This window comes from Nostoc sp. (assembly GCF_036917975.1).
Taxonomy (GTDB): Bacteria; Cyanobacteriota; Cyanobacteriia; order Cyanobacteriales; family Nostocaceae; genus Nostoc.
This window is the reverse complement of sequence record NZ_JBALEJ010000024.1, coordinates 673,586-697,875: the sequence shown is the minus strand read 5'-3', so window position 1 is coordinate 697,875 and position 24,290 is coordinate 673,586. Positions and strand designations below refer to the sequence as shown.

Sequence of the window (24,290 nt, the reverse complement as noted above, 5' to 3'; positions counted from 1 at the left end):
TGACTAATGACCAATGACTAATGACCAATGACTAATGACCAATGACTAATGACCAATGACTAATGACCAATGACTAATGACCAATGACTAATGACCAATGACTAATGACTAATGACTAATGACTAAAAAATGAACTTTATATCAATTTTCTATGGGCTATTCTTGTTGAGTGTATTAGGAATTTACTGGTCTTTAGCACAACAGAAATTTCGATTATGGACGTTGCTAATTGCCAGTTTAGTTTTCTATGCATCTTTGCACATCCAATACATACCATTACTATTAGCTTTGACATTTATTAATTTCCGTGTGGGACTGGAAATTGGTAAAAATACATCACCAGGAAAACATTCTCTTGACTGGCAAATCTCTAACGAAGAGTGGCAATTTGCTCAAGCTGATTGGAATCGTCGCCGTCTAAAAGTTTTGTGGGTGGGTATAACTCTAAATGTTTTACTGTTATTAGCTTTTAAGTATTTTACCCCTTTATTCAAGTTTGTTTTTAATATACAAACCAACTCACCAGATAGCTCTTTTAAATTAATTGCACCCTTGGGAATTTCATTTTTCACCTTTGAATGCATTGCCTATTTAATAGATGTCTATCGCGGTGCCCCTGCTACTGATAATTTTCTCAAATTTGCTACATACAAATTATTCTTCGCCAAACTGATTTCAGGCCCGATTACGCGCTACCACAACTTAGCAAATCAATTCAATACACTAGATTTACCCAGTTCTGATAGAGTAGCTGAGGCACTGTGGTTGATTGCTAGGGGCGCAGTCAAAAAGGGAATTTTTGCAGACCACTTGGGAATTTTCGTCGATTTATGTTTTGGTAATCTGCAACGGGCGGGTAGTACCGATCTTTGGTTAGCTACATTCGCCTACGGCTTGCAATTATATCTAGATTTCAACGGTTACGTAGATATTGCCCGTGGGAGTGCTTTGCTTTTCGGCTTGGTTCTACCAGAAAATTTCGATTTTCCCTATTTCAGCACCAATATCTCAGAATTTTGGCGGCGCTGGCATATCACTTTAGGAGATTGGCTGCGTAACTATGTCTACTTTCCTTTAGGTGGTTCCCGTAAAGGTTTAGTCCGTACCTGCTGGAATTTATTTCTTGTAATGCTAATTGCTGGTATCTGGCACGGTGCTGCTTTGGGTTATGTCGTTTGGGGCATATTCCACGGATTAGCCTTGGTGGTTCATCGACTTACAGATTCTATAAGCGATCGCTTTGAAAATCTAGAACAATTCTGGCAAAATCCTCTGGGTATCTTTGTCGCTTGGTCATTAACCCAACTGATGGTTTTTACCTCTTGGATTTGGTTTCGTCTACCTAATCTCCAAGACTCTTCTTTGGTAATTCGGCATCTTTGGGGTTATCCGGCTGACGCGCAGTTTGCCCAAAAGGTCTATGTGGAAGCCTTAAATATGAGCCAATCCCAACTCACTTGGGTACTTCTAGCTTTAGCTGCCCTGATGGCTGTAGTCTATACCTTCAACCGAATGCTGAAGTTAGAGTTTAACTGGCCAATTAAGCTTTTATTCGTTCCCATCTGTTTCTACGCTGTTTGGTTATTAGCCCCTGAAGGCAGTTTGCCCTACATCTACTTTGATTTTTAAAGTCAACTTGAATTCGCACTTCCAAGTCGGATACTGGCTTTCAGAAGGCAGAAGTACGAAGGCAGGAGGCTCAGTTGGAACCCACGTTTAAAAACGTGGGATTGATCTTGGACGCTTTGTATCTCGTGGCACTTTCCGCGACGCTCGTAGACTCGCTAACGCTGCGCTATCGATACAATTCTTTTTTTTAACTGGGCAATAACCCAGAACTAAAGTTTTTATTAATACTTCTTTCCTTCTGCCTTCTGCCCTCTGCCTTTCTTGTAACCTTTGTGTAGGCTTAAGATTGCTCATTTCCTTTGATTTGTATCTGTCTGCTTAGAGATTGTAGTAGTAACCTCCAATTCATCGTACTTTTTAACTTTGTAGATGAAAGTCGAGAGTAACCAACTTAATACAAAGATGCCAATGATCAAGTAGCCAATTGTGCCAAAATTATCACTTAGTTCACTAATAAAATCCCAAAACGAACCTTTCAGTTCTAACTGCTCGCCAATGATGCTCAGAGCTTCAATCCCTCCGATGATTACAGCGACCAGTACAGAAACAAAGGTGATGGTCATATTGTAGTAAAGCTTGCGGATTGGTTTGACGTAAGCCCAGCCATAAGCACCAAGCATTAAAATACCGTCAGTAGTGTCAACTAGGGACATACCTGCTGTAAACAAAGCCGGAAACAATAAGATCGACCAAATCGGCAGACCTTTAGCCGCCTGACTTGCAGAGATCCCAAGCAGTCCTACCTCAGTCGCTGTGTCGAAGCCTAAACCGAAAAGAAACCCCAAAGGGTACATTTTCCAGCTACTATCTATCAGCCGAAACAAGGGACGGAAGAAGCGACCTAACAGCCCACGTTGGTTCAAAAATTCATCTAAGGACTGCTCATCGTAGGTTCCTCCCCGCTTTACGCTTTGGAAGGTTTTATAGACATCCCAGAGAACCACCATATTAATCGCTGCAATTACCAGTAGGAAAAGTGCAGAAACAGTAGTGCCAATTAACCCACCAACCTTTTGAAAACTAGGAAAATCCTTTTGGATGGTTGAGGCGGTCAATGCGATCGCAACAGAGGCTAAAACTACAATGGTGGAATGACCCAGTGAGAAAAAGAACCCAACAGCAACAGGTCGTTTGTTCTCCTGCATCAATTTACGGGTAACATTGTCAATTGCCGCAATATGATCGGCATCCACAGCATGACGCAGCCCAAAGCTATAAGCTAATACGGCAGTACCAAGCAGAAGGGGGTAACTGTGGAATGCAATGAGGGCAACTACCCAAACCAAAATATTCACGCTAATCAAGAATGCATAAATGTTGATAACTTTACGTCTAACGTTTCTGGAGCTATCGTTGAAAACACGCAAAAAACCTGATAACATGCATTTCCTCTTTAAAAGACAGATTTTTGTTTGGTGAAAATGAATCGCACTGTATTAGCCGAGAAAAACCGAGCCTAATTACTTCCTTTAGACTCGTAAAGATTATTTAAGAGATGTAACTTTTTACTAAAACCTATTGGGATAAAAACTGCAATCCTCTAAGGGGGGATTTCAAGATTTAATTAACACTTAAAATTTTTCCCACAGTCTGACTGTAAAGAAGTGTAAAGATAAATAACTAGTACAGCATGGTGGAAGTCTACTTGCCATCTCAATTAGCCAGACAATTGATTAATCCCCTTATTAAAGGCAGGCAAACTTCCGCCACAGAGTAGTAGGCGATCGCATCCTCGAAAGTAATAGCAAGTTAGGTGTTGAAATGCCTTACCAAGCGTCAATCCATGACTTATTTAATAGTAGAAAAACTTTACAGTTCGACTAGCTTATTAAAGAATTTTGTTAAAGAATATTAAGTTACAGATTGCCTCCAAGTAAATTCATGTAGACTATATTTCAACAGGCGAAATTTATTTCGTTTGTTCCATATTTAACAACCCATAGCACTTATAAAACAATGACCACAACCTTACAACGGCGCTCTGGCGCTAGTGTATGGGATCGCTTCTGCGAGTGGATCACCAGCACCGAAAACCGTATATACATCGGTTGGTTTGGCGTTTTGATGATTCCTACCCTGCTAGCTGCAACCACTTGCTTCGTAATTGCTTTCATCGCTGCTCCTCCTGTGGACATCGATGGCATCCGCGAACCAGTTGCAGGTTCTTTGATCTACGGAAACAACATCATCTCTGGTGCAGTTGTTCCTTCTTCAAACGCTATCGGCTTGCACTTCTACCCAATCTGGGAAGCAGCTTCTCTTGATGAGTGGTTGTACAACGGCGGCCCTTACCAGTTGGTAGTTTTCCACTTCTTGATCGGTTGCGCTGCCTACCTTGGTCGTCAGTGGGAACTTTCTTACCGCTTAGGTATGCGTCCTTGGATCTGCGTAGCTTACAGCGCACCTTTGGCTTCTGCTACCGCAGTATTCTTGATCTACCCAATCGGTCAAGGTTCTTTCTCTGATGGTATGCCTTTGGGTATCTCTGGAACCTTCAACTTCATGATTGTGTTCCAAGCAGAACATAACATCTTGATGCACCCCTTCCACATGTTAGGTGTGGCTGGTGTATTTGGCGGTTCATTGTTCTCTGCAATGCACGGTTCTCTAGTAACTTCTTCCTTGGTGCGTGAAACCACCGAAACTGAGTCCCTTAACTACGGTTACAAGTTCGGTCAAGAAGAAGAAACCTACAACATCGTTGCGGCACACGGCTACTTCGGTCGTTTGATCTTCCAATACGCTTCCTTCAACAACAGCCGTCAATTGCACTTCTTCCTTGCAGCTTGGCCTGTCGTCGGTATCTGGTTCACCGCTTTAGGTATCAGCACGATGGCATTCAACCTGAACGGTTTCAACTTCAACCAATCAATCATCGACTCCCAAGGTCGCGTCATCAGCACTTGGGCAGACGTAATCAACCGCGCTAACTTGGGTATGGAAGTAATGCACGAGCGTAACGCTCACAACTTCCCCCTAGACTTAGCTGCTGGTGAAGTTACTCCTGTAGCAATGACTGCTCCTGCTATCAACGGTTAATACTGAAGTTTAGCTAAATAAAAAGCGCCCTCCAGAAATGGGGGCGCTTTTTAATTGAAGAAGAATTCAGCGTCAACTTCAGATGAAACTCCTTTAAAGCCCAATACGGTTCAGTTAAGGATTTTTGGTATTGATTTTAGGTCTGTAGAGACCTTGCAATGCAACGTCTCTACAAAGGATTTCGGGCTTAACTGAACTATATTGCTTTAAAGCCTCGTTTCCAGTTGGAGACTGGAAATGCAACTCAAAAGCGGCTCTGCCGCCAGCAAGGGAGGCGGAGCCTCAACGACGAGCATTCCCAGTCGGAGACTGGGAACGAGATAATGTCTAACACCAATGGCGAGACGCCCACGCCACAATAAATAGTTGGATATTTTTTGATTTAGAAGTCCCTTACTTCCCGTGTATGTCGCTCTGCGTCAAAAAAATAACTTTTAAAATAAAATATTCAGACAATATCAAAACAAGTTATAACTATAAAAAACGAGATAATTGTATCACTCTTGCAAGAAGAACCAATAACGCCACCAAAAGAAATAATTTTTAATCCCTCTTATACCCAGCAGAACGGAGCCGCATATTTAGGTGATAGCCTTAAACTTATTAAATTCATTGACGATAATAGTATCAATTTAATTATTACATCACCTCCATTTGCTCTCACACGAAAAAAAGAATACGGTAACAAAAGTGCAGAAAAATATATTGAGTGGTTCCTACCTTTTGCATCCGAATTTAAAAGAGTGCTGGCAGATAATGGCTCATTCGTACTAGATTTAGGTGGCGCTTACTTACCTGGTAATCCCGTTCGGAGTATTTACCAATACGAACTTTTAGTTAGATTATGTAAGGAAGTAGGTTTCTTTCTTGCTCAAGAATTTTACCACTATAATCCGTCGCGACTGCCAACCCCTGCTGAGTGGGTGACAATCAGACGGATTCGTGTGAAAGATTCTGTAAATACAGTTTGGTGGTTATCTAAAACACCAAATCCTAAAGCAGATAATAGAAAAGTTTTAAAGCCTTATAGCCAAAGTATGAAACAGTTACTCAAAAATGGCTATAAAGCAAAAATACGTCCTAGTGGACATGATATTTCTGATAAATTTCAAAAGGATAACCAGGGTGCAATTCCACCAAATTTACTAGAAATTGCTAATACTGAATCTAATAGTGCCTATTTACGACGCTGCAAAACAGCAGAAATTAGACCCCATCCAGCACGTTTTCCTCAAGGGTTCGCCGAGTTTTTCATCAAATTCTTAACTGATGAAGGTGATATAGTATTAGATCCATTTGCAGGTTCTAATACAACTGGCTTTGTTTGTGAGAATCTACAACGCCGCTGGATATCTTTTGAAATTAATGAAAATTACGTAATGGGAAGTCGTTATAGATTTGGCCAATGACTAAATTAAGTGAAGAGTCAAGAGTCAGAAGTTAAAATTTATAATTTATAATTCATAACTCCTAACTCATAACTACTTGTATTACTTAAATTTCTCCATTTACCTGCATTTGATGAACTTGATCTGCTAACTCTTGACGACCTTGATCATCTAGTTTGTCAATAGCTAACATTCCCATGAGAATAACTTCTTTCAGGGTCAAACGTGTAGAATGTGCCTGTTTTTGCACAATCTCTTTAATAATGGGACTAACACCAATCGCTGTACTAGCTCTAGCCACGGAAAAAAAGGGAAACACTAATGATTCAGCCTAAATCTTAGCACTTCCAATGAGGTTATTCCCTAGAGTTAAAACTTAATTTAAATGTGTTTCAACTCATACTTCAATGAGTAAACATAAATTTCAAATGAAGTATATAGGAATCCGATTTGATTACGAAATTTATTTGTGTGGTGCGCGTTCGCGTTAGCGTCTCTGAAAGAGAAGCCTCTCGTAGAGAAGCGCAGCGCAAGCGCGATAGGGAGGGAATAGACGTGTACTGAGTTTTTTCAAAAATAAAATATGAATCTTATAGTAAGTTCTCAAATTCTCAGTATGGCAAACTTAATACTTGCTTATTGACGACACACCATCGTATGATATCAATATTATCGATGGTTACACTTACACCTATTACTCTTTAGATAACTGATGCATTTGCACTGCTAAATTTCACATAACAAAGTGAAAAGTATGGTAATTTAATCAAAAGCAAAAACCTCTCTCCTGAGATGCTCACAAATCACTCACTAATCGCCGAGTTTGCCAACACTTAATTTGTGACAACTGAGTGTAAAAAGTGTAGCAGAATAAATCAGTGCTTTCACTAGAGAAATCTCCAAAATAATACTTTTATACTACTGATAAAACCCTACTTTTAAAGAGATCGTAAATTGTCAAATATAATCTCGTGAACACGCTTTACAGAACTATACAGTGTAAATAAGAATAGTAGATTAACCGAAGTAAAATTTTCCTGAATACAGACAACGAATGCTGTGATATGGAAAAGCAGTGAGTAGAGGAGAGAGAAAGCGATGAGGGACCCTTATCTGTTGGCAGCAGGCTTGTTAACAGGATTAGCAATACCAGCATCGGCTCTTCCACATCTGTCCATTGTCCTGCCAGAAAATTCTAGATTCCTGTGGGATTTAAAACAGGGTTCGCAGGCAATAGTCAGTACAAAAATTATCAAGAATGTTGATCTCTCCTTACCAGAACTGAGCGGCCAAGCGTTCCAACCCTTAAAAAGTTCGCAGCTATCAGAAGGAGAGAAAAACATCCCTAGCGTACCAGAATTCGACAGTCCGGGATTACCAACCCCAACAGAGTCATCACTTAACCCCAGCACCCAAGCAACTACCCTCTTATTGACATCTGGCAATCAACTTTACTACCAAAGATTGGCGGCTCTGAAAACAGGTCAGATTTATACACGCGTAGATAGTGATAATTTGCAATCATTGTGGGAGTCGATCAAGAAACGTCAATTAACTTATGACGACTGGAAAAGTTTACTAGCTTTAGAAGCCAGAGCGATCGCTCAAGGTCAAGGTCCAAATCATCTAAGTATCTTAGTTGGTGATTCTTTGACTATGTGGTTTCCTAAACAAAAACTACCTGCTGGTAAATTGTGGCTAAATCAAGGCATATCTGGCGATACTTCTAGTGGCGTTTTAAAAAGATTGGGGGCATTTTCAGCAACGCGACCAGATGTGATTTACATCATGACTGGAATTAACGACTTACTAAAAGGCACTAGTGATGAAGCTATTTTGCGTAATTATCGCCGGATTCTCCACCGATTACGGCAGGAACACCCACATACTGAAATCATTGTCCAATCAATTTTGCCGACTCGCCGAGCAAAACTTTCTAATAACCGCATTCGTCACATCAACATCCAACTAACCGTGATTGCCAAACAAGAAGGTGCTAATTATCTAAATATTTATAGCTTGTTTACAGATATGGAAGGCAATTTGCGCCCAGAGTTGACCACAGATGGGTTGCACTTGTCTCAAGAGGGATATGACGTGTGGCGAACGGCACTACAGCAGATAGAATACAAACTCACTCAGCGTGAGAATTGAGCGATGTCTACGACAGGCTGCGCCTACGCAATTTTTAGTCTTCATACAACCAAAATTTTATACTTTAACGCCCAAGGCTTCCCGATTTAAAACCTGATTCAACTTACCGCTACGATAACCTTCTAAATCTAAGGTTACATAGATAAACCCAAAATCTTGAAATGCTGAAACTAATGTTTGTAAATCGTTAGTTAATACAAACTCTTTAATTTGTTCTGGTGGTAATTCAATACGTGCTGTATCTCCTTCCGATCGCACGCGCAAATTTTGCCAACCTAGTTTTCGGAGATAAATTTCTCCTCTACCAACTCGTTGCAACTTAGCCACAGTAATCTCTTCACCGTAAGGAAAGCGGGAACTGAGACAAGGTTGAGCAGGTTTATCCCACCAAGGTAAACCGAGTTGTTGCGAAAGTTGGCGAACTTCTACTTTCGTGACGCCCACTTCTGCTAAAGGCGATCGCGCCCCTCTTTCCTTAGCCGCCTGAATTCCTGGGCGGTAATCATGCAAATCATCGGCATTTACTCCATCCACGACATAAGGATAACCCAACTCTAAAGCTAAAGGTTTGAGAGTGTCGTGCAACTCACTTTTGCAAAAATAACAGCGATTAACAGGGTTAGAAGTGTAATTGGGATTTTCCATCTCGTGAGTCTGGACAATTTTGTGAGGAATCCCAATTGTTGCAGCTTGAATTTTCGCGTCTTCTAACTCTTCTGGTAATAGTGAAGGAGAAACAGCCGTGACAGCCAAAGCGCGATCGCCCAAGACATCATAGGCAATTTTGGCAACCAAAGTGCTATCAACGCCCCCAGAGTAGGCAATCAACGCCTGCTCCATTTCTGTAAATAAGGCTCTTAATTGCTCAAATTTTTCTGTCAGCATCATTTCCCAATCCTGCCAAAATCCTATAGCACCCAACAATTTCTATTGTAGTCATTAGTTATGGGGCATTGGGCATGGGGCATTGGGCAGAAGGTAGAAGTTCTTTAATTTTGAATTTTGTTAGCGCAGCGTTAGCGAGTCCGCGTTCGCGCAGCGTCTCGTAGAGAGCGTCATTTTGAATTTTGAATTCTTAATCCCTACTCCCCATCAACTGAGTTTGGTGCTTTACTGTACTTGGCTACCAGACTGGCTAAAAGTGGTAAATCAATCGGTTTAGAAATATAGTCATTTACTCCAGCAGCTAGACAGGTTTCGCGATCGCCTTTCATCGCCATTGCTGTTTGAACAATTACCGGAATCGTCCGATATTGCGGATGTTCTCGCAGTTGTTGTACCAAGTTAAGACCATTTCCATCTGCTAGATAAACATCCATTAAAATCACTGCTGGCTCTAACACAGTTAGAGTTTCCCACATCTCGCCAGCATTCTGAACCCAAGTCACCTGATATCCCAATTTACGTAGGTAAATTTGCATCAAATCAGCATTTGGTAAATCATTTTCTACCAACAAAATCTCTACAGAGGAACTAGGTGTGAAATGCAGAGGAAATGAAGAAAATTTTGCTTCCTCATCCGCCTCATCTCCCTCCACTCCTATTTCTTGCTTAAAGGGAAGTACCAGGGTAAAACGGGAGCCGCGATTTACTTCAGATTCCACTTTCACAGAACCACCGTGAATTTGAGCAAGTTTCTGAGTCACTGCTAAACCCAAACCAGTACCTTCAACACCACCTGCGACAGCCTTGGCAATTTGGAAATAGGGTTCAAACAGTTGAACTTGGTCTTCTTGGGAAATACCACTGCCAGTATCCCAAACTGTAAAATGCACAAATACACCTTTAGGAGCGACCCGTAAGCCAACACTTCCTTTACTGGTAAACTTTAGAGCGTTGAAGAGTAAATTCAACAGCATTTGCTTGAGTCGTAAGGGATCGGCTACTAAGGTTGTAATATCGGGTTCAAGTTCTAAGCACAGTTTCAAACCCTTATTAGCGGCTTTCTCTTTCACTAGTGCCAAAACATTGCTACACAGCAGTGGCACATCTATTATTTCCCACTGTACTTCTAGCTGATTTGCTTCAATTTTAGAGAGATCCAAAATATCATTAATCAGAGCTAGCAAGTGCTTGCCGCTAGACTGAATGATATTTAAATACTCTTGCTGGCGTTCTCTAGTTGGTTCGTACCCTGGTGCTAAAAGCAGGTGGGTAAACCCAATAATAGAACTAAGCGGTGTGCGAATTTCGTGGCTGGTATTTGCCAAAAACTGATTTTTGAGTTGATTAGTACGCTCCAACTCTTGATTAGAGTTACTTAACTGTTGATACCGTTGCGACCAAGACAGGATATGTCTAAGCTGTACTAATGCTGTAGTACAGTATTTGGCAGACCTTGCCATCAATTGCGATCTGAGTTGAGCTTGTGATTTTATCAGCGATTCGCGATCGCAGCTTAGGGATGCTGTGGCGATAATCAGCCAGCCCATGACGTTATCAGAGTCATCAGCTAACCGCCAAGCGCTCTGTGGTTGTTGATGCTCAAGCTGTTGCAAATCTTCAAGTTTTATGACTTCTTGCAATCTCAACAGCAGCTTTTTTTCTGCTGTCAGCACTTCTACAAATAAAGGTTGTGAGTTTGGGGATGGAGAATGAGAAGCATAGCAAACTGTGGCAACGGTTTCTTGTGGTTGAAACAACGCAATGCCTACGGCACAATCTGTAAGTGCCAAATTACTGCTGTGAATAGCACTGTTAATTTCGTTAACCACAGCTTGGAAAATTTCTGCTTGTGCGGCTCCTGCCTGTGGGACAGTGTTAGAAGCAGAAAGTAGGCAATCATTAAGGCGACTTTGCAACTGGTTTAAGCTGCTCTCCAACCACAACTGTGCACGAAGTTGCTCAATTGTTGTCAAAAGTTTTGGCGTTGCATCTATTAGTGAGTTCTGGTCTGGTAAGCTTGAGTACTGCTGCATGGTCAACTAGACCGCTGAACAAATTTAGCTTTGCATAAAAATCCAAATAGGATTTTATGCATATTAGCCGAGAATTCTTTTTTATTTATAAACCATAACTTATGTTGTTATAAACCATAGCTTATGATGCCAAGTTTAGCAGCTAGACAAAAAAATTATTTTATAAGAAGAATTCAGAACTCAGGAGTCAGAATTCAGTATGAATTCTGTACGAGTGGGTGATAGCGCCGACGGCAAGCGAGTCCGCAATAGCGGAGCGTTAACGAGTATTTTCGAGTCGCGTCTGAATATTGGTTAAAACCGTACAACTCTTAGAGACGCTACCGCGTAGCAAGATCCCCGTAGGGGTACGTCCCGCTACGCGCTTTCGCCCGAAGTTAAGCGAAAAAATTAAAATATTCTAGCCTTAAAACTCTATCCCTTTATGGGTAGAGTATTCTAAATTCTGAATTCTGTATTCTGACTCCTGTTTTATGAAGCATTAAACTAAAATTTTTTAAAAGCAACTTGAGACTTATGGATACACAATTCGCCCAACTAATGGTTAATGGGATTGCGGTGGGGAGCATTATTGCGCTAGCCGCAGTCGGACTGACTCTTACTTATGGAATTTTACGACTATCAAATTTTGCTCATGGTGACTTTCTCACTTTAGGAGCCTATCTCACCTGGCTGATAAACACAATTGGAGTTAATATTTGGCTGTCGATGATTTTGGCAGCAGCAGGAACAGTTGCAGTAATGCTGTTATCGGAAAAGTTACTGTGGTCAAGGATGCGCGCTATCCGTGCTACTTCCACGACGCTGATTATTATTTCTATCGGACTTGCCTTATTTCTTCGCAATGGGATTATTTTGATTTGGGGTGGCAAGAACCAAAATTATGATTTACCTGTGACACCAGCTTTAGATATTTTGGGTTTAAAGATACCGCAAAATCAATTATTGGTATTGGGGTTAGCGGTGCTAGCAATCTTGGCGCTACATTTCCTGCTGCAAAATACCAAAATTGGTAAGGCGATGCGAGCAGTTGCCGACGATCTGGACTTAGCCAGGGTTTCAGGTATTAATGTTGACCGAGTAATTTTCTGGACTTGGGTAATTGCTGGCACGCTTACGTCATTGGGTGGCAGTATGTATGGGTTAATTACAGCCGTCCGTCCAAATATGGGATGGTTCCTAATATTACCATTGTTTGCCTCAGTAATACTTGGTGGTATTGGCAACCCTTACGGTGCGATCGCAGCAGCTTTGATCATTGGCATCGTCCAAGAAATCAGCACTCCTTGGCTGGGTTCACAGTACAAACAGGGCGTAGCCCTGTTGATCATGATTTTGGTGCTGCTCATTCGTCCCAAAGGTTTATTCAAAGGAACGATCTGAGCAGCACCATTCCACTTCTAATTACTCAATAATGTGGAAATAGTAGGCTGCTACCAGGAAATTGATAGCTAATAAGAACAGCGCCCAGCCTGTGCGAAAGGCGTAGGGAGGTTTAGCTCCACTGTCGGCAACTGGGGAAATCTTAGTTTTAGCAGTCATAATTCAATTCTCCTAATGTCAGGACTTTTTAAGAAATACCAAACTGGCGTACCAAATACTCAAATTCTTTAAGAATATTTGTGTGAAGTTTGGAATTGGGCATTGGGGATTGGGGATTGGGGATTGGGGATTGGGGATTGGGTATTGAGCATTGGGTATGGGGCATTGGTTATTTCTTCCCCTGCTCCCCCTGCCTCCCCTGCCTCCCCTGCTCCCTCATCCCCCACTCCCTCCTCTCCAGCATGATAGGAACTGCGAACCAGAGGCCCAGAACGAACATGGTTGAATCCCATTTCCCATGCTAATCTGCCAAGCTGATCGAATTCCTCTGGAGTCCAATATTTTTGCACTGGCAGATGTTCTAGGGAAGGACGCATATACTGACCGATAGTCAAGCGATCGCACCCTACAGCCCTTAAATCAGCCATTGCTTCAACGACTTCATCAAGTGTTTCTCCGTGTCCCAACATCAAACCTGATTTGGTGGGAATGGTCGAATCGATTTCTTTGACCATAGCTAGTACTAACAGGGAGCGATCGTACTTGGCTCCCCGGCGCACTGGCCCAGTTAACCGCCGCACTGTCTCAATATTGTGATTGAAACAAGCTGGTTTGGCTTTCACAATCATCTCTATGCGCTGGCTTTGACCTGATTCCCCAACACCAGCACCACCCCAAAAATCGGGGGTCAGCACTTCAATTTGAGTCTCTGGGTTGAATTGGCGGATAGTCGCGATCGTCTTCACAAAATGCCCTGCACCCTGATCGGGCAAGTCATCGCGGGCTACAGAAGTCAGCACCACATAACGCAATCCCAAAAGCTGCACCGCCTGGGCTACCTTTTCGGGTTCCTCTAAATCAAGAGGCATTGGTGCATGACCTTTATCTACTTGACAGAAAGCACAAGAGCGTGTGCAAGTAGGCCCCATTAGCAAAAAAGTTGCAGTTTTTTGGGCGTAGCACTCTCCACGGTTAGGGCAGCGTCCTTCTTCACAAATCGTGTGAATTTGGCGCTGCTTAATAATACGTTGTACGGTAGAGATTTCACTGGCTTTGCCAATCGGACGACGTAACCAGCTAGGTATTGCCGTAATTTCAGACTTTAGTTCGGCTTGTTGTGACGAAATCATAGACATCCAAGCAAGATGCGGATATAGATGTAGTGGTCTATCGGTTAAATATCACCATGACACAAATTGAAAAGAGCGCGAGCAAAAGTTTTGCAAAACACCTCTCACAATGTCATTTATACCGAAATATACTATCCCCCAATTGCTAGAAATTTTGTATATAGTGGGAGGATTCTCAAGGGCAATCGGCAAAACCGCTATTTACACTTATAGTTTCTGTTAGAGCAAACAGTCGTGGCAAGCAACAAGATTTTAGTTATCGATGACACTACAGTTGTCAGGGTGAAAGTACGAGAAATGTTGCCTCCGGGCAATTTTGAGGTACTGGAAGCAAAAGACGGTGTGGAAGGACTAAATTTCATCCTTCAGGAAAAACTCAGCCTGATTATGCTGGATTTCCTGTTGCCTAAAATGAGTGGCTGGGAGGTTTTTCAGAAAGTTCAAGCCGATCCGGAGTTAAGGAAAATTCCTTTAGTGATCATGTCTGGTCGCAAGGAAGAGGTGACTGAAAAAATCACAGAACCCTTTGAATACTTTGAATTTCTGGGTAAGCCTTTTGATCAGAAGCAACTAATTAGCGCAATTAAGTTAGCTATGACCAAGGCGAAACAGCCGCGCCCAGAACTAGTCGCAGTGGGAGCAGTAGCGGCCGTTAAAAATAGCACAGTTGCAACCTCTAATGTTGCAACTGCTACAGTAGCAACCCCTAGCGTCGCCAATGTTGCAGTCGCAACTCCTAGCGTCGCCAATACTGCGATGCCTACGGCGACAAGCAACGCAACCCCTAGTACTGGAGGAGTCTCCGATGCAGAAATTAATGCGTTGAACGATAAAATTGCCAAAATGCAGGCAGAAATTGATGGTTTGAAAAAACAGCTAACTCAGGTTGTGACTTTTATTAAACAAAAAATCAAGTAGTATTTCTACTCGTTATTATTATCGCAGCCAAAAATACACCGTCTCTAATAACAGGTGTCCGATTCAAAGCGGGTAAAAATAGTTAGTTCAAAAATACTTATGTTGATGTTGATAAGTCATAATTATCTAGTGAGATACAGTTTAACCTCACCCTGATAAAGCATAGCTTTATCCCCCCTTTGCTCACAGAGAGGGATTGGGGTGAGATTTTTATATGTATTTAACTCAATACAGTTCAGATCAGCCCAAAACACTTCTAGAGACGGCGATTTATCGCGTCTCAAAAACCCAAGCGTATTGGTATTTAACTAGACAAGGAAACGCTTTTAAGATTCAGATATTTAGTAAAAAATTATATTTCCTAATACAAATTAAACAAAAAAACCTATTTCATGATGAGGATAGTCTTCACACGGGAATAATAAGCCATAGAAACAATAATTATGAGCATAGTCTGCAATGTTAGTACTATTAGATACATTATATTCCTTTCCTGGCTATCGAATTACCGAGCAAATCTACTCAGGCAGTAAAACCCTAGTTTATCGGGGTATCAGAGAAGAAGATAAAAAATCAGTCGTTCTCAAATTGATGCGGAATGAATATCCTACCTTTGCGGAAATCGCCCAATTCCGAAATCAATATATCATCACCAAAAATCTTGATATTCCTGGCATAGTCAAAACCTATAGCTTAGAAAACTACCGTAACAGCTACGTCTTAGTGATGGAAGATTTTGGCGGCATTCCCCTCCAAGACTGGCGACTAGAGGACAAGGGGAAGAAGGAAAACTGGCTTTCTCTCAACGAGTTTTTCCCCATTGCGATTAAAATTACTTCTACCCTTGAAAGACTACATCGCGATCGCATTATTCACAAAGACATCAAGCCTGCCAACATCCTCATCAACCCTACCACGGATGAAATAAAACTCATCGACTTCAGTATTGCCACCCTCCTACCAAGAGAAGTTCAATTTCTCACCAATACCAATATCTTAGAAGGCACTCTGGCTTACATTTCCCCAGAACAAACCGGCAGGATGAACAGAGGTATCGACTACCGTACTGATTTTTATTCTCTCGGTATCACCTTCTTTCAACTCCTCACCGGACAGTTACCCTTCACCAGCAAAGATCCGACGGAGTTAGTTTACTCTCACATTGCCAAACAACCCCTAAAAGTCAGCCGGATTAACTCTAATATTCCGTCAATTTTGTCTGACATCATCAGCAAGCTGATGGCAAAAAATGCCGAAGACCGCTATCAGAGTGCTTTGGGGTTAAAGCATGACTTAGAGGTGTGCCAAAGCCAGTGGCAAGAAACCGGAAATATTGTACCCTTTGAACTAGGTGTGAGAGACATTTCAGACTGTTTCGTAATCCCCGAAAAACTCTACGGTCGCCAAAGTGAAGTTGAAACCCTACTCGCGGCTTTTAAGCGCGTAACAGCTGGGGCCACAGAAATGATATTAGTCGCGGGTTTCTCTGGCATTGGCAAAACTGCTGTGGTCAATGAAGTCCATAAACCTATTGTGCGGCAGCGTAGTTACTTCATCAAAGGAAAATTTGACCAGTTTCAACGCGATATTCCCTTATCAGGATTGGTGCAAGCTTTTCGGGACTTAATCGGGCAACTGCTCTCAGAAAGTGATGCCCAAATTCAACAATGGAAAATCAAAATACTAGGGGAATTGGGTACACAAACTCAGGTGATTATTGATGTAATTCCTGAACTTGAACAGATCATTGGCAAGCAGCCTCCAGTTAGAGAACTCTCTGGCAGTGCTAACCAAAATCGGTTCAATTTATTGTTTCAAAAATTCATCCAAATCTTTACGATGAAAGAACGCCCTCTAGTTATCTTTCTTGATGACTTGCAATGGGCAGATACAGCTTCTCTAAAATTAATCCAGTTATTAATGTGTGAAAGTACGTTGTCTTCTCTATCAGAAGAGACAGAACAATTGGATGAAAATCAGGGTGGTTTACTTTTAATTGGTTCCTATCGAGATAACGAAGTTTCCAAGGCACATCCACTTTATTTAACACTACAGGAGATTGAAAAAGCAGCAGTAAATATTAATACGATCACCCTAGCACCTTTAAATCAGGGTGATTTAAATCATCTCATTGCTGATACCCTTCATTGTCCTGAAGTCGCTGCGGTTCCTCTCACCCAGATGGTGTTTGCCAAAACGAAAGGCAACCCCTTCTTTTCCGTTCAATTTCTCAAAGCTTTACAGGATGATGGGTTAATTTTCTTAAATCTTGATGTTAGTCATTGGCAGTATGATATTTTAAAAGTCAAAGAATTAGCTCTCACAGATGATGTCGTAGAATTTATCGCTCTGCAAATAGAAAAATTGCCAATACATACCCAAAAAGTTCTAAAACTGGCTGCCTGTATTGGGAATCAATTTGACTTAAAAACTTTAGCGATCGTCAATGAAAAATCTGTAGTAGATACAGCATCAGACTTGTGGCAAGCGTTACTTGATGGGCTAGTTTTACCGCAGACTGAAAATTACAACATATTTTCAAAAGATGATGCTAATGAATTTATTACTCATGGAATAGAATCTACGCAATTTTCAACTTCTAATTTACAGCTACCTAAATATAAATTCGTACATGACCGAGTGCAGCAAGCTGCTTATTCTTTAATTCCCGAAGAACAAAAAAAGCCAATTCACTTAAAAATTGGGCTACTGTTATTGAACAATATTCCAGTTGCCGAAAAGGAAGAAAAGATTTTTGAGCTTGTCAATCAGTTTAATATTGCAGTGGAATTCATCTCCCCTCAAGCTAAACGAGATGAACTAGCCCAGATGAATCTGATTGCTGGGCGTAAAGCGTTAGCATCAACAGCTTATCCTGCTGCTGTTAAGTATTTAACTATTGGTATTCAATTGCTAGCAGATAATAGTTGGGAGATGAAATATGAGCTAATTCTAGCTTTGTATGAGACAGCGGCAGAGGCAGCATACTTGGACGGCGACTTTGAAAAAACCGATCAATTAGCAGAGATAGTGTTGCTAAGAGGGAAAACTCTTATAAATAAAGTTAAAGTTTACGAAGTAAAAATTAAAGCCTATGGGGCACAGAACCAAGCACTCAAAGGAATTAATACTGCACTAGCCTTTTTGAAGCTTTTGGGAGTAGAGTTTCCTGAACATCCAAGCCAATCTGATGTTCAGCTAGTAATGGCAGAAATAGCATCAAATCTGGCTGATAGACAAATTGAAGATTTAATTGACCTACCAGAAATGACAGAAGCTAAAACACTAGCAGTTATGAATATTTTATCGAATATTCATGGTTTGACCTATCAAGCTATTCCTGAATTATTCCCACTGATTATTGTTAAACAAATCAATTTATCTCTACAATATGGCAACGCACCATTGTCTGCCTTTGCCTATGTTAATTATGGACTAATATTGTCTGCGCTAGTGGGAGATATTGAGTCCGGCTATAAATTTGGTAAACTAGCTGTAAATCTTTTATCTAGGTTACAAATTAAAGAAATTAGCGCGAAAGTTCTTGGAGCTTTTCTTTCACTTCTTAGACCTTGTAAGGAACACGCCAAGGAAATATTAAAACCTTTGTTGCAAGCTTATTCTATCGGTCTTGAAACAGGGGATTTAGAGTATGCAGCTTATTCTCTACACATTTATTCTTACTGCTCATATTTTATCGGTAGAGAACTTTTAGAGCTAGAACAAGAAATGGCAAATTATAATAATGCCATCAGACAACTCAAGCAAAAAACAGTATTCCAATGGAGTAATATTTATCGGCAGAGCGTATTGAATCTACTAGGGTGTGTAGAAAATTCCTGTTCTTTAATTGGTGAGGTTTATAACGAAGATAAAATGCTGCCGATCCATTTGGAAACTAAAGATGGACTGGGACTTCTATATCTCTATGTCAACAAACTACATCTCTGTTATCTATTTCAAGAATTTCATCAGGCAGTTGAAAATGCCACACTAGCAAAAAAGTATTTAGATACTGCAATAGGACATCTAGTTGTTCCGGTTTTCCATTTTTATGATTCTTTGGCAGGTCTAGCTGTGTATTTTGAGGTATCCGAATCTGAGCAAAAATGTATTCTCGATCGGGTTCGAGCCAATCAAGAAAAAATGGAGCATTGGGCACATCATGCCCCAATGAATTATTTACACAAATATTATCTTGTAGAGGCTGAACAGTATCGAGTTGGTGGTCAATATCTGGAAGCAATGGAATTCTACGATCGCGCCATCTTCCTTGCCAAAGAAAATGAGTATCTTAATGAAGAAGCCCTGGCTCAAGAACTTACCGCCAAGTTCTATTTAGAATGGGGTAAACATAAGATTGCCCAAACTTACTTAATAGATGCTTACTATAGCTATGTTCGCTGGGGAGCGTTAGCCAAAGTTGACGATTTGGCAAAACGCTATCCCCAATTACTGGCTTCTATATTTCAGCAAGAAAAACTGAGTATCCATTCCAGCGAGGAAAGCACTTCTTTACATAACACATCTATATCATCTTTATCTACCCTGAGTAATCAGCAAACTGTTATTGCCTCGAAGACAAGTATTTCTGATTCTTTGGATTTAGCCGCATTCATTAAAGCATCTCAAGCACTCTCTGGCGAAATCGAGCTTGAGCGATTACTTTCTACTTTGATGGAAGTTGTGATGGAGAATGCAGGAGCTTCTAAATGCGCTTTAATTTTGAGCGAAGGTGATAACTTAGCATTAACTGTTACAGCCGTTTGTTCAAGTTCAAATTTTGACCACACCTACACAGAGTTTCCATCAATTTCTTTAGAGTCCAGCTACGATGTTCCGATCAATTTGATTAACTATGTTAAGCGCTCCAGAGAAATTTTGGTTATTGATGATGCAATGACTGTTTCCTTTTTAGCAGGTGATAGCTATATTCTGAGTGAAGAACCTAAGAGTTTGTTGGCTATACCTCTTCTAAATCAAGGTAAATTGATTGGGATTATTTATCTAGAAAATCATTTGACGACAGGAGCATTTACACGCGATCGCGTAGAAATTCTCAAACTCCTCACCACTCAAGCAGCAATATCCCTAGAGAATGCTATTTTGTACAAAAATTTGGCACAAGCTAAAGAAAGTTTGGAAGAATACAACCATACTCTAGAAGAAAAAGTCCAGGAAAGAACGCAGGAACTCAACGACAAAAATTACTCTTTACAACAAACTCTACAAGAATTACAACGTACCCAAATCCAATTGATTCAAAGTGAAAAAATGTCTTCTTTGGGACAAATGGTAGCAGGAGTTGCCCATGAAATCAATAACCCTATTAACTTTATTCATGGCAATATTAATCATGCTAGTGACTATGTCAAAGACTTGCTGGATTTGGTAGTTCTTTATCAGCAAGAATATCCTCATCCTTCGCCTTTAGTTGAGGAAAAATCTGAGGAAATTGACATAGATTTCCTCACAGAAGACTTACCAAAGATTCTAGATTCAATGAAAATTGGGAGTTCGCGTATCCGCAATATTGTTTTGGGCTTACGCAACTTTTCTCGTCTAGATGAATCTGAGATGAAGCCTGTAGATATTCATGAGGGAATAGACAGTACCTTAATGATTTTACAACACCGAATTCAAGAAAAGAACAATTTTCCTGAAATTCAAGTCATCAAAGAATACGGCAAATTACCGGAGGTTATGTGTTTCCCTGGTCAATTAAATCAGGTGTTTATGAATATCCTAAGTAATGCGATTGATGCTTTAGAAGAGTCATTTGCCATTGGCGATCCATCATTGGTAAATAATAAAGAACAAATAACAAAGGACATAGAAGCATCAGCAGTTTTTGATATGGTAGGACAAATTCACATCTTTACTGAACTAACAGATTCTAATACAGCAATAATTCGGATTGCTGATAACGGTTCTGGTATGACCAAAGCAGTGCAGCAAAAAATCTTTGACCCATTTTTTACCACCAAATCGATAGGAAGTGGCACAGGTTTGGGGTTGTCGATTAGCTATCAGATTATTGTGGACAAACACAAGGGTATTTTAACCTGTAATTCCACATTAGGAAAAGGAACTGAGTTCGTGATTGAAATACCGATGCAACAACCAGATGTCTAGACTATGGTAGGGTAATCCTATTTAATTTGCTCTCCAGCGCGAGTCTAAGATCCCCGATTTCTTCAAGAAGTCGGGGATCTTTTTGTTCGTAATTCTACACTTCTGTTAAGATACAAAGCTCAGTTAAGTAAGGTGCGTTCTACCCAATTTACAATTGTAAAAACCCAGTTTGTGTAACAAACTGGGTGATGTTCCAAGATTCATCAAAACAACTCTGACAAGCTACTAGGATATAGATGTAATTGTCATAAGCTAAAATACATCTAATTTGCATATTAAATTCTCAATATCTTGTGGCGTGGACATCTTGTCCGCCCTGATTATGTAACTTAAATGCCGATGAGTTTATTCACTAAAGACTCTTGAGCCTCACGTCGTCGTCCTGTAATTACCATCTTGACTCCACTTGCAGATGCCAGGGTAAAACCTCGACGCTGAGGTCGCTCAGGTTGCTGATTAACTAGCGCTAACTGATAGCGTGATAGGATGGTTGCTAATACTAATTTCATTTGAAACAAACCCAAAGCCTCACCAATACAACGACGGACACCACCACCAAAAGGCAGAAATTCATAAGGAGAAAATTGGCGTTCTAGAAAACGTTCTGGTCGAAACTGCTTAGGTTGGGGATATAAATCTTCACGTTGATGAGTAAGATAAATACTAGGAAGCAATACTGTTCCAGGCTCTAAAGAATGTCCCAAGAGTTTAACCGGTTCTTGTACTACCCTTGGGAAACAGAACGGTAAAACAGGGCTAACTCGCAAGATTTCATTACAGACAGCCGTAAGATATGGCAGTCGATAAATGCTCATAGGGTCTGGGGAATCACCGAGAGTACCTACTTCTTGGAGCAGTTTTTCACGGACTAGAGGCTTTTGGTGAATCCAATACAATCCCGAAGCTATTACAGATGCCGTAGTTTCATAAGCGCCAATTATTAGAGTCATTAACTGATCGCGCAATTCATGATCTGTCATAAATTGACCAGTTTCATCTTGAGCTAAGATCAGCAAGGAAAGGATATCGACACATTCTGAATTAGGTTGTTGCCGGCGTTCAGCAATTTCGGCGTAGAACAATTGATCGGTTGTCTGCCGATCGCGCAGAAATTTTCCCCAAGGACTCCAAGCTCCTAAATCCTGTTGCAAGAATGGGAGCAAGAAAAAACTAGAAGTGATAGGTGAATGAGAGAGATTTAACAGCAATGGCAGTGAATGCTTAAGTTTTTGAAATCTTTCTCCCCCATGCAACCCTAAGACAATCTGTAACATAACTTGTAGAGATATTTCTTGTGTTATGTTACGAGCCAAAAAGGGCTGATTTAGTAGTAACTGACTAAAAGCATTTTCAGTAATATTACGGATTTGTTGGCCATAGCTTTGCATTCGCTCTCCATGAAAAGAAGGCATTATCAATTGTCGTTGTTGTTTATGACGACTGCCATCAAGTATGAGAACTGAATTTTTTCCTAGCCAGGGTTCAGTAATTTTATTGAGTTCACCGGCAGCGACAAATTTCTTTCTATCATTCGTTAAAATTTCTTGGATTGCCTGAGGATGATTCACAAATACTACAGTATCGCCAAAGGCAATTATCCTACCAGTAAAAATGTCGGGATATTGTTGAGCTGCGTTTTCCATGTAGCCCACAGGGTCAGTAATCCACTGAAGCTTTTGTAGCAAAGAAGGGGTTTTGAGAGGATTAGGTAGTTGCATATTAATTTTAAGTCCAAACCAAAATTGAAAAATTGTATTAGGGAGGATAAACCCTTAACAGAATAATATGGGTTCATCTATGATGAGCTTTCAGCAAAATAGGATACCTAACAGGCATCCTATTTTCTTATAAAGATAGAGTGAGAATTTATTGATTTAACTCCAAGCTGTCTATAGTTTGATAGCGACCAGAGTGAAAATACCAATTCAGATTGGCAGATATCCAGCTATGTAGTCCTGATATATATTTGGCAAGTTCTGCATCTAATTGCTCTCCAAAAGATGGAAGAGAGAATTCAAAATCTTTCAAGCGATGTACTTCTTGATCATGCATTTCTCTAACTGTGAGAATTGCTTGTTCTAAAGAAACGTTTTGTTGATAATAAATTAACAATGCCAAATTATGAACATCGCCACTTGACATTTCTCTTTGTACGGAGAAAATATCATTACACCAAGCAAGAATATTAATTGTCATCATTTTTAACTCTTTCATCACCTCATGATTTCGGAGAAAATCAGGAATTATTAAATAATTGCAAAATTCCATCAATGCAAGAAAAACATATCCACCTAAAGTTAACCTACGTATAAGCATATAACTGTCAATATCGGGTGTAATTTCCTGTGCGCGGTTAACTGCTTCTTTAACACAGCCATCGAAATAGCCTTCATAGCGATCAACAAAGTAATGAAACCATTCTTGACTACCTCTTTGAAGTATCCGTTGTCGTAAATCACTTAAGGCATAAGCAAGTGGTATATCCTTACTCGTGAGTTCTGCACCGTTCAATATTTCCAAAAATCTCTTATGAAAATCTTTGAGAACATCAGGTTGTTTTCCTAAATTTGATAAATCACACTGGTCATCCCAAATAAACGCCCAGCTCAACCAATCATTTGCAATTTTTAATTCTTCAAGCTGGCAGTTAGGATAGGCACTCGCTGCTAAAAAGAAAAATTTTGATTTGCAAAAACGCTCATAAGATGATTCATTAGCCAAGAGGTTAAAGCGAGTTACCCATTCAAGGGCGTGGTCTTCTAGAATATCAATGTGCTTATTGATGTGGGATGGGAATGGGCAGTATAAATCAGGGTAAGTTAATTGATTCATAAAACATGAATTAGTTTAAAGTAGCAAAAAAACCATCACAGTAGAACAAAGACAATACTGTTAGGAGTCTTTGAAAAAACTTTTGCAAAAATTCACACCGATCCCATATTTTTTCAAGTGCGTAAATCATGTTTACGCCACTATATTATGTAAATCTATATGAAGTTTTAAAAGTTATCTCAATATTATTATTCAATGTTTTTCATGAAAAAATAACCGTAATTATCTGGAATTATATTTTTTTACTAAAAATAGCTATCTCTGTGTATATTCGTTCATAAGAAATGCTGTTGACTAACTGAAAAAGTTAACTTATGACATCAAAAATATTGTTCCAGTTAGCGCTCCTTTTATAAAAAGACAAGGGTAATAATGACTAATTTCAGAGCGATCGCTTTCATGAAAGAGGATCTTAAACTCTGGCGAAAATGAAGATTAGCGGTCAATATCCATGCTGTAGCGATCGCCCCAGCTATAAGCTATGGGCAATTTAGTGTGAGAATGTTGCTGTTGTAATAATTTTTGGGAACTATAGGGTTGTCAGACTAGAAAATTGTTAGTCAGTCCGCCCATAAAATAGAGGTGACTTAGCTGCGATCGCCAGA

Annotated in this window: 14 protein-coding genes and 1 pseudogene; 7 read left to right on the top strand and 8 right to left on the bottom strand. The window is 40.3% G+C overall.

Annotated features, from left to right (window positions below; translation table 11 throughout):
- The first annotated feature begins 129 nt into the window (after positions 1-129).
- The gene (locus V7K76_RS11600) at positions 130-1,629 is read left to right on the top strand and encodes an MBOAT family O-acyltransferase (RefSeq protein ID WP_334775064.1); all 1,500 of its coding nucleotides are present in this window, start codon (positions 130-132) and stop codon (positions 1,627-1,629) included.
- A gap of 290 nt (positions 1,630-1,919) precedes the next feature.
- On the opposite strand, the gene V7K76_RS11595 is transcribed toward V7K76_RS11600, so the two are convergent.
- Entirely contained in the window at positions 1,920-3,011 is a 1,092-nt protein-coding gene (locus V7K76_RS11595) for a HoxN/HupN/NixA family nickel/cobalt transporter (RefSeq protein ID WP_334775065.1), read from the bottom strand.
- 574 nt (positions 3,012-3,585) lie between these two features.
- On the opposite strand from V7K76_RS11595, the gene psbA reads away from it, so the two are divergent.
- Positions 3,586-4,668 (top strand): photosystem II q(b) protein, encoded by a 1,083-nt coding sequence (psbA, locus tag V7K76_RS11590; protein ID WP_334775066.1) that lies wholly within the window; start codon positions 3,586-3,588, stop codon positions 4,666-4,668.
- 503 nt (positions 4,669-5,171) lie between these two features.
- Positions 5,172-6,077, top strand: coding sequence for a DNA-methyltransferase (locus V7K76_RS11585; protein WP_334775067.1), 906 nt, complete (start codon positions 5,172-5,174; stop codon positions 6,075-6,077).
- Positions 6,078-6,162: 85 nt separating this feature from the next.
- On the opposite strand, the gene V7K76_RS11580 is transcribed toward V7K76_RS11585, so the two are convergent.
- A complete protein-coding gene (locus tag V7K76_RS11580) occupies positions 6,163-6,375 on the bottom strand; it encodes a hypothetical protein (protein WP_334708535.1) in 213 nt (70 codons plus the stop codon).
- Positions 6,376-7,154: 779 nt separating this feature from the next.
- On the opposite strand from V7K76_RS11580, the gene V7K76_RS11575 reads away from it, so the two are divergent.
- Positions 7,155-8,210 carry an SGNH/GDSL hydrolase family protein gene (locus tag V7K76_RS11575; protein WP_334775068.1) on the top strand — a complete coding sequence of 352 codons (1,056 nt, stop codon included), beginning with the start codon at positions 7,155-7,157 and terminating at the stop codon, positions 8,208-8,210.
- A gap of 57 nt (positions 8,211-8,267) precedes the next feature.
- Here the strand turns inward: V7K76_RS11575 and larE are convergent, their stop codons facing one another.
- Together larE and hrmK are read right to left on the bottom strand one after the other, a co-directional pair.
- Entirely contained in the window at positions 8,268-9,095 is an 828-nt protein-coding gene (larE, locus tag V7K76_RS11570; RefSeq protein WP_334775128.1) for an ATP-dependent sacrificial sulfur transferase LarE, read from the bottom strand.
- A 197-nt stretch (positions 9,096-9,292) separates the two neighbouring features.
- The gene (hrmK, locus tag V7K76_RS11565) at positions 9,293-11,128 is read right to left on the bottom strand and encodes a hybrid histidine kinase/response regulator HrmK (protein WP_334775069.1); all 1,836 of its coding nucleotides are present in this window, start codon (positions 11,126-11,128) and stop codon (positions 9,293-9,295) included.
- Positions 11,129-11,644: 516 nt separating this feature from the next.
- On the opposite strand from hrmK, the gene V7K76_RS11560 reads away from it, so the two are divergent.
- Positions 11,645-12,511: a branched-chain amino acid ABC transporter permease gene (locus tag V7K76_RS11560; protein ID WP_334775070.1), complete on the top strand. Its 867-nt coding sequence runs from the start codon at positions 11,645-11,647 to the stop codon at positions 12,509-12,511.
- 21 nt (positions 12,512-12,532) lie between these two features.
- On the opposite strand, the gene V7K76_RS11555 is transcribed toward V7K76_RS11560, so the two are convergent.
- Together V7K76_RS11555 and lipA are read right to left on the bottom strand one after the other, a co-directional pair.
- The gene (locus tag V7K76_RS11555; protein WP_334768257.1) at positions 12,533-12,670 is read right to left on the bottom strand and encodes a photosystem I protein PsaX; all 138 of its coding nucleotides are present in this window, start codon (positions 12,668-12,670) and stop codon (positions 12,533-12,535) included.
- Between the two features lie 230 nt (positions 12,671-12,900).
- Positions 12,901-13,800 (bottom strand): annotated as a pseudogene (gene lipA / locus V7K76_RS11550) (lipoyl synthase); the annotation flags it as partial.
- A 234-nt stretch (positions 13,801-14,034) separates the two neighbouring features.
- Here lipA and V7K76_RS11545 point away from each other — a divergent pair.
- Together V7K76_RS11545 and V7K76_RS11540 are read left to right on the top strand one after the other, a co-directional pair.
- Positions 14,035-14,718, top strand: coding sequence for a response regulator (locus V7K76_RS11545; protein ID WP_334775071.1), 684 nt, complete (start codon positions 14,035-14,037; stop codon positions 14,716-14,718).
- Positions 14,719-15,177: 459 nt separating this feature from the next.
- The gene (locus V7K76_RS11540; RefSeq protein ID WP_334775072.1) at positions 15,178-20,853 is read left to right on the top strand and encodes an ATP-binding sensor histidine kinase; all 5,676 of its coding nucleotides are present in this window, start codon (positions 15,178-15,180) and stop codon (positions 20,851-20,853) included.
- A gap of 329 nt (positions 20,854-21,182) precedes the next feature.
- Here the strand turns inward: V7K76_RS11540 and V7K76_RS11535 are convergent, their stop codons facing one another.
- Positions 21,183-22,571 carry a cytochrome P450 gene (locus tag V7K76_RS11535; protein WP_334775074.1) on the bottom strand — a complete coding sequence of 463 codons (1,389 nt, stop codon included), beginning with the start codon at positions 22,569-22,571 and terminating at the stop codon, positions 21,183-21,185.
- Between the two features lie 148 nt (positions 22,572-22,719).
- Positions 22,720-23,685: a terpene synthase family protein gene (locus tag V7K76_RS11530; protein ID WP_334775075.1), complete on the bottom strand. Its 966-nt coding sequence runs from the start codon at positions 23,683-23,685 to the stop codon at positions 22,720-22,722.
- Positions 23,686-24,290 lie beyond the last annotated feature (605 nt).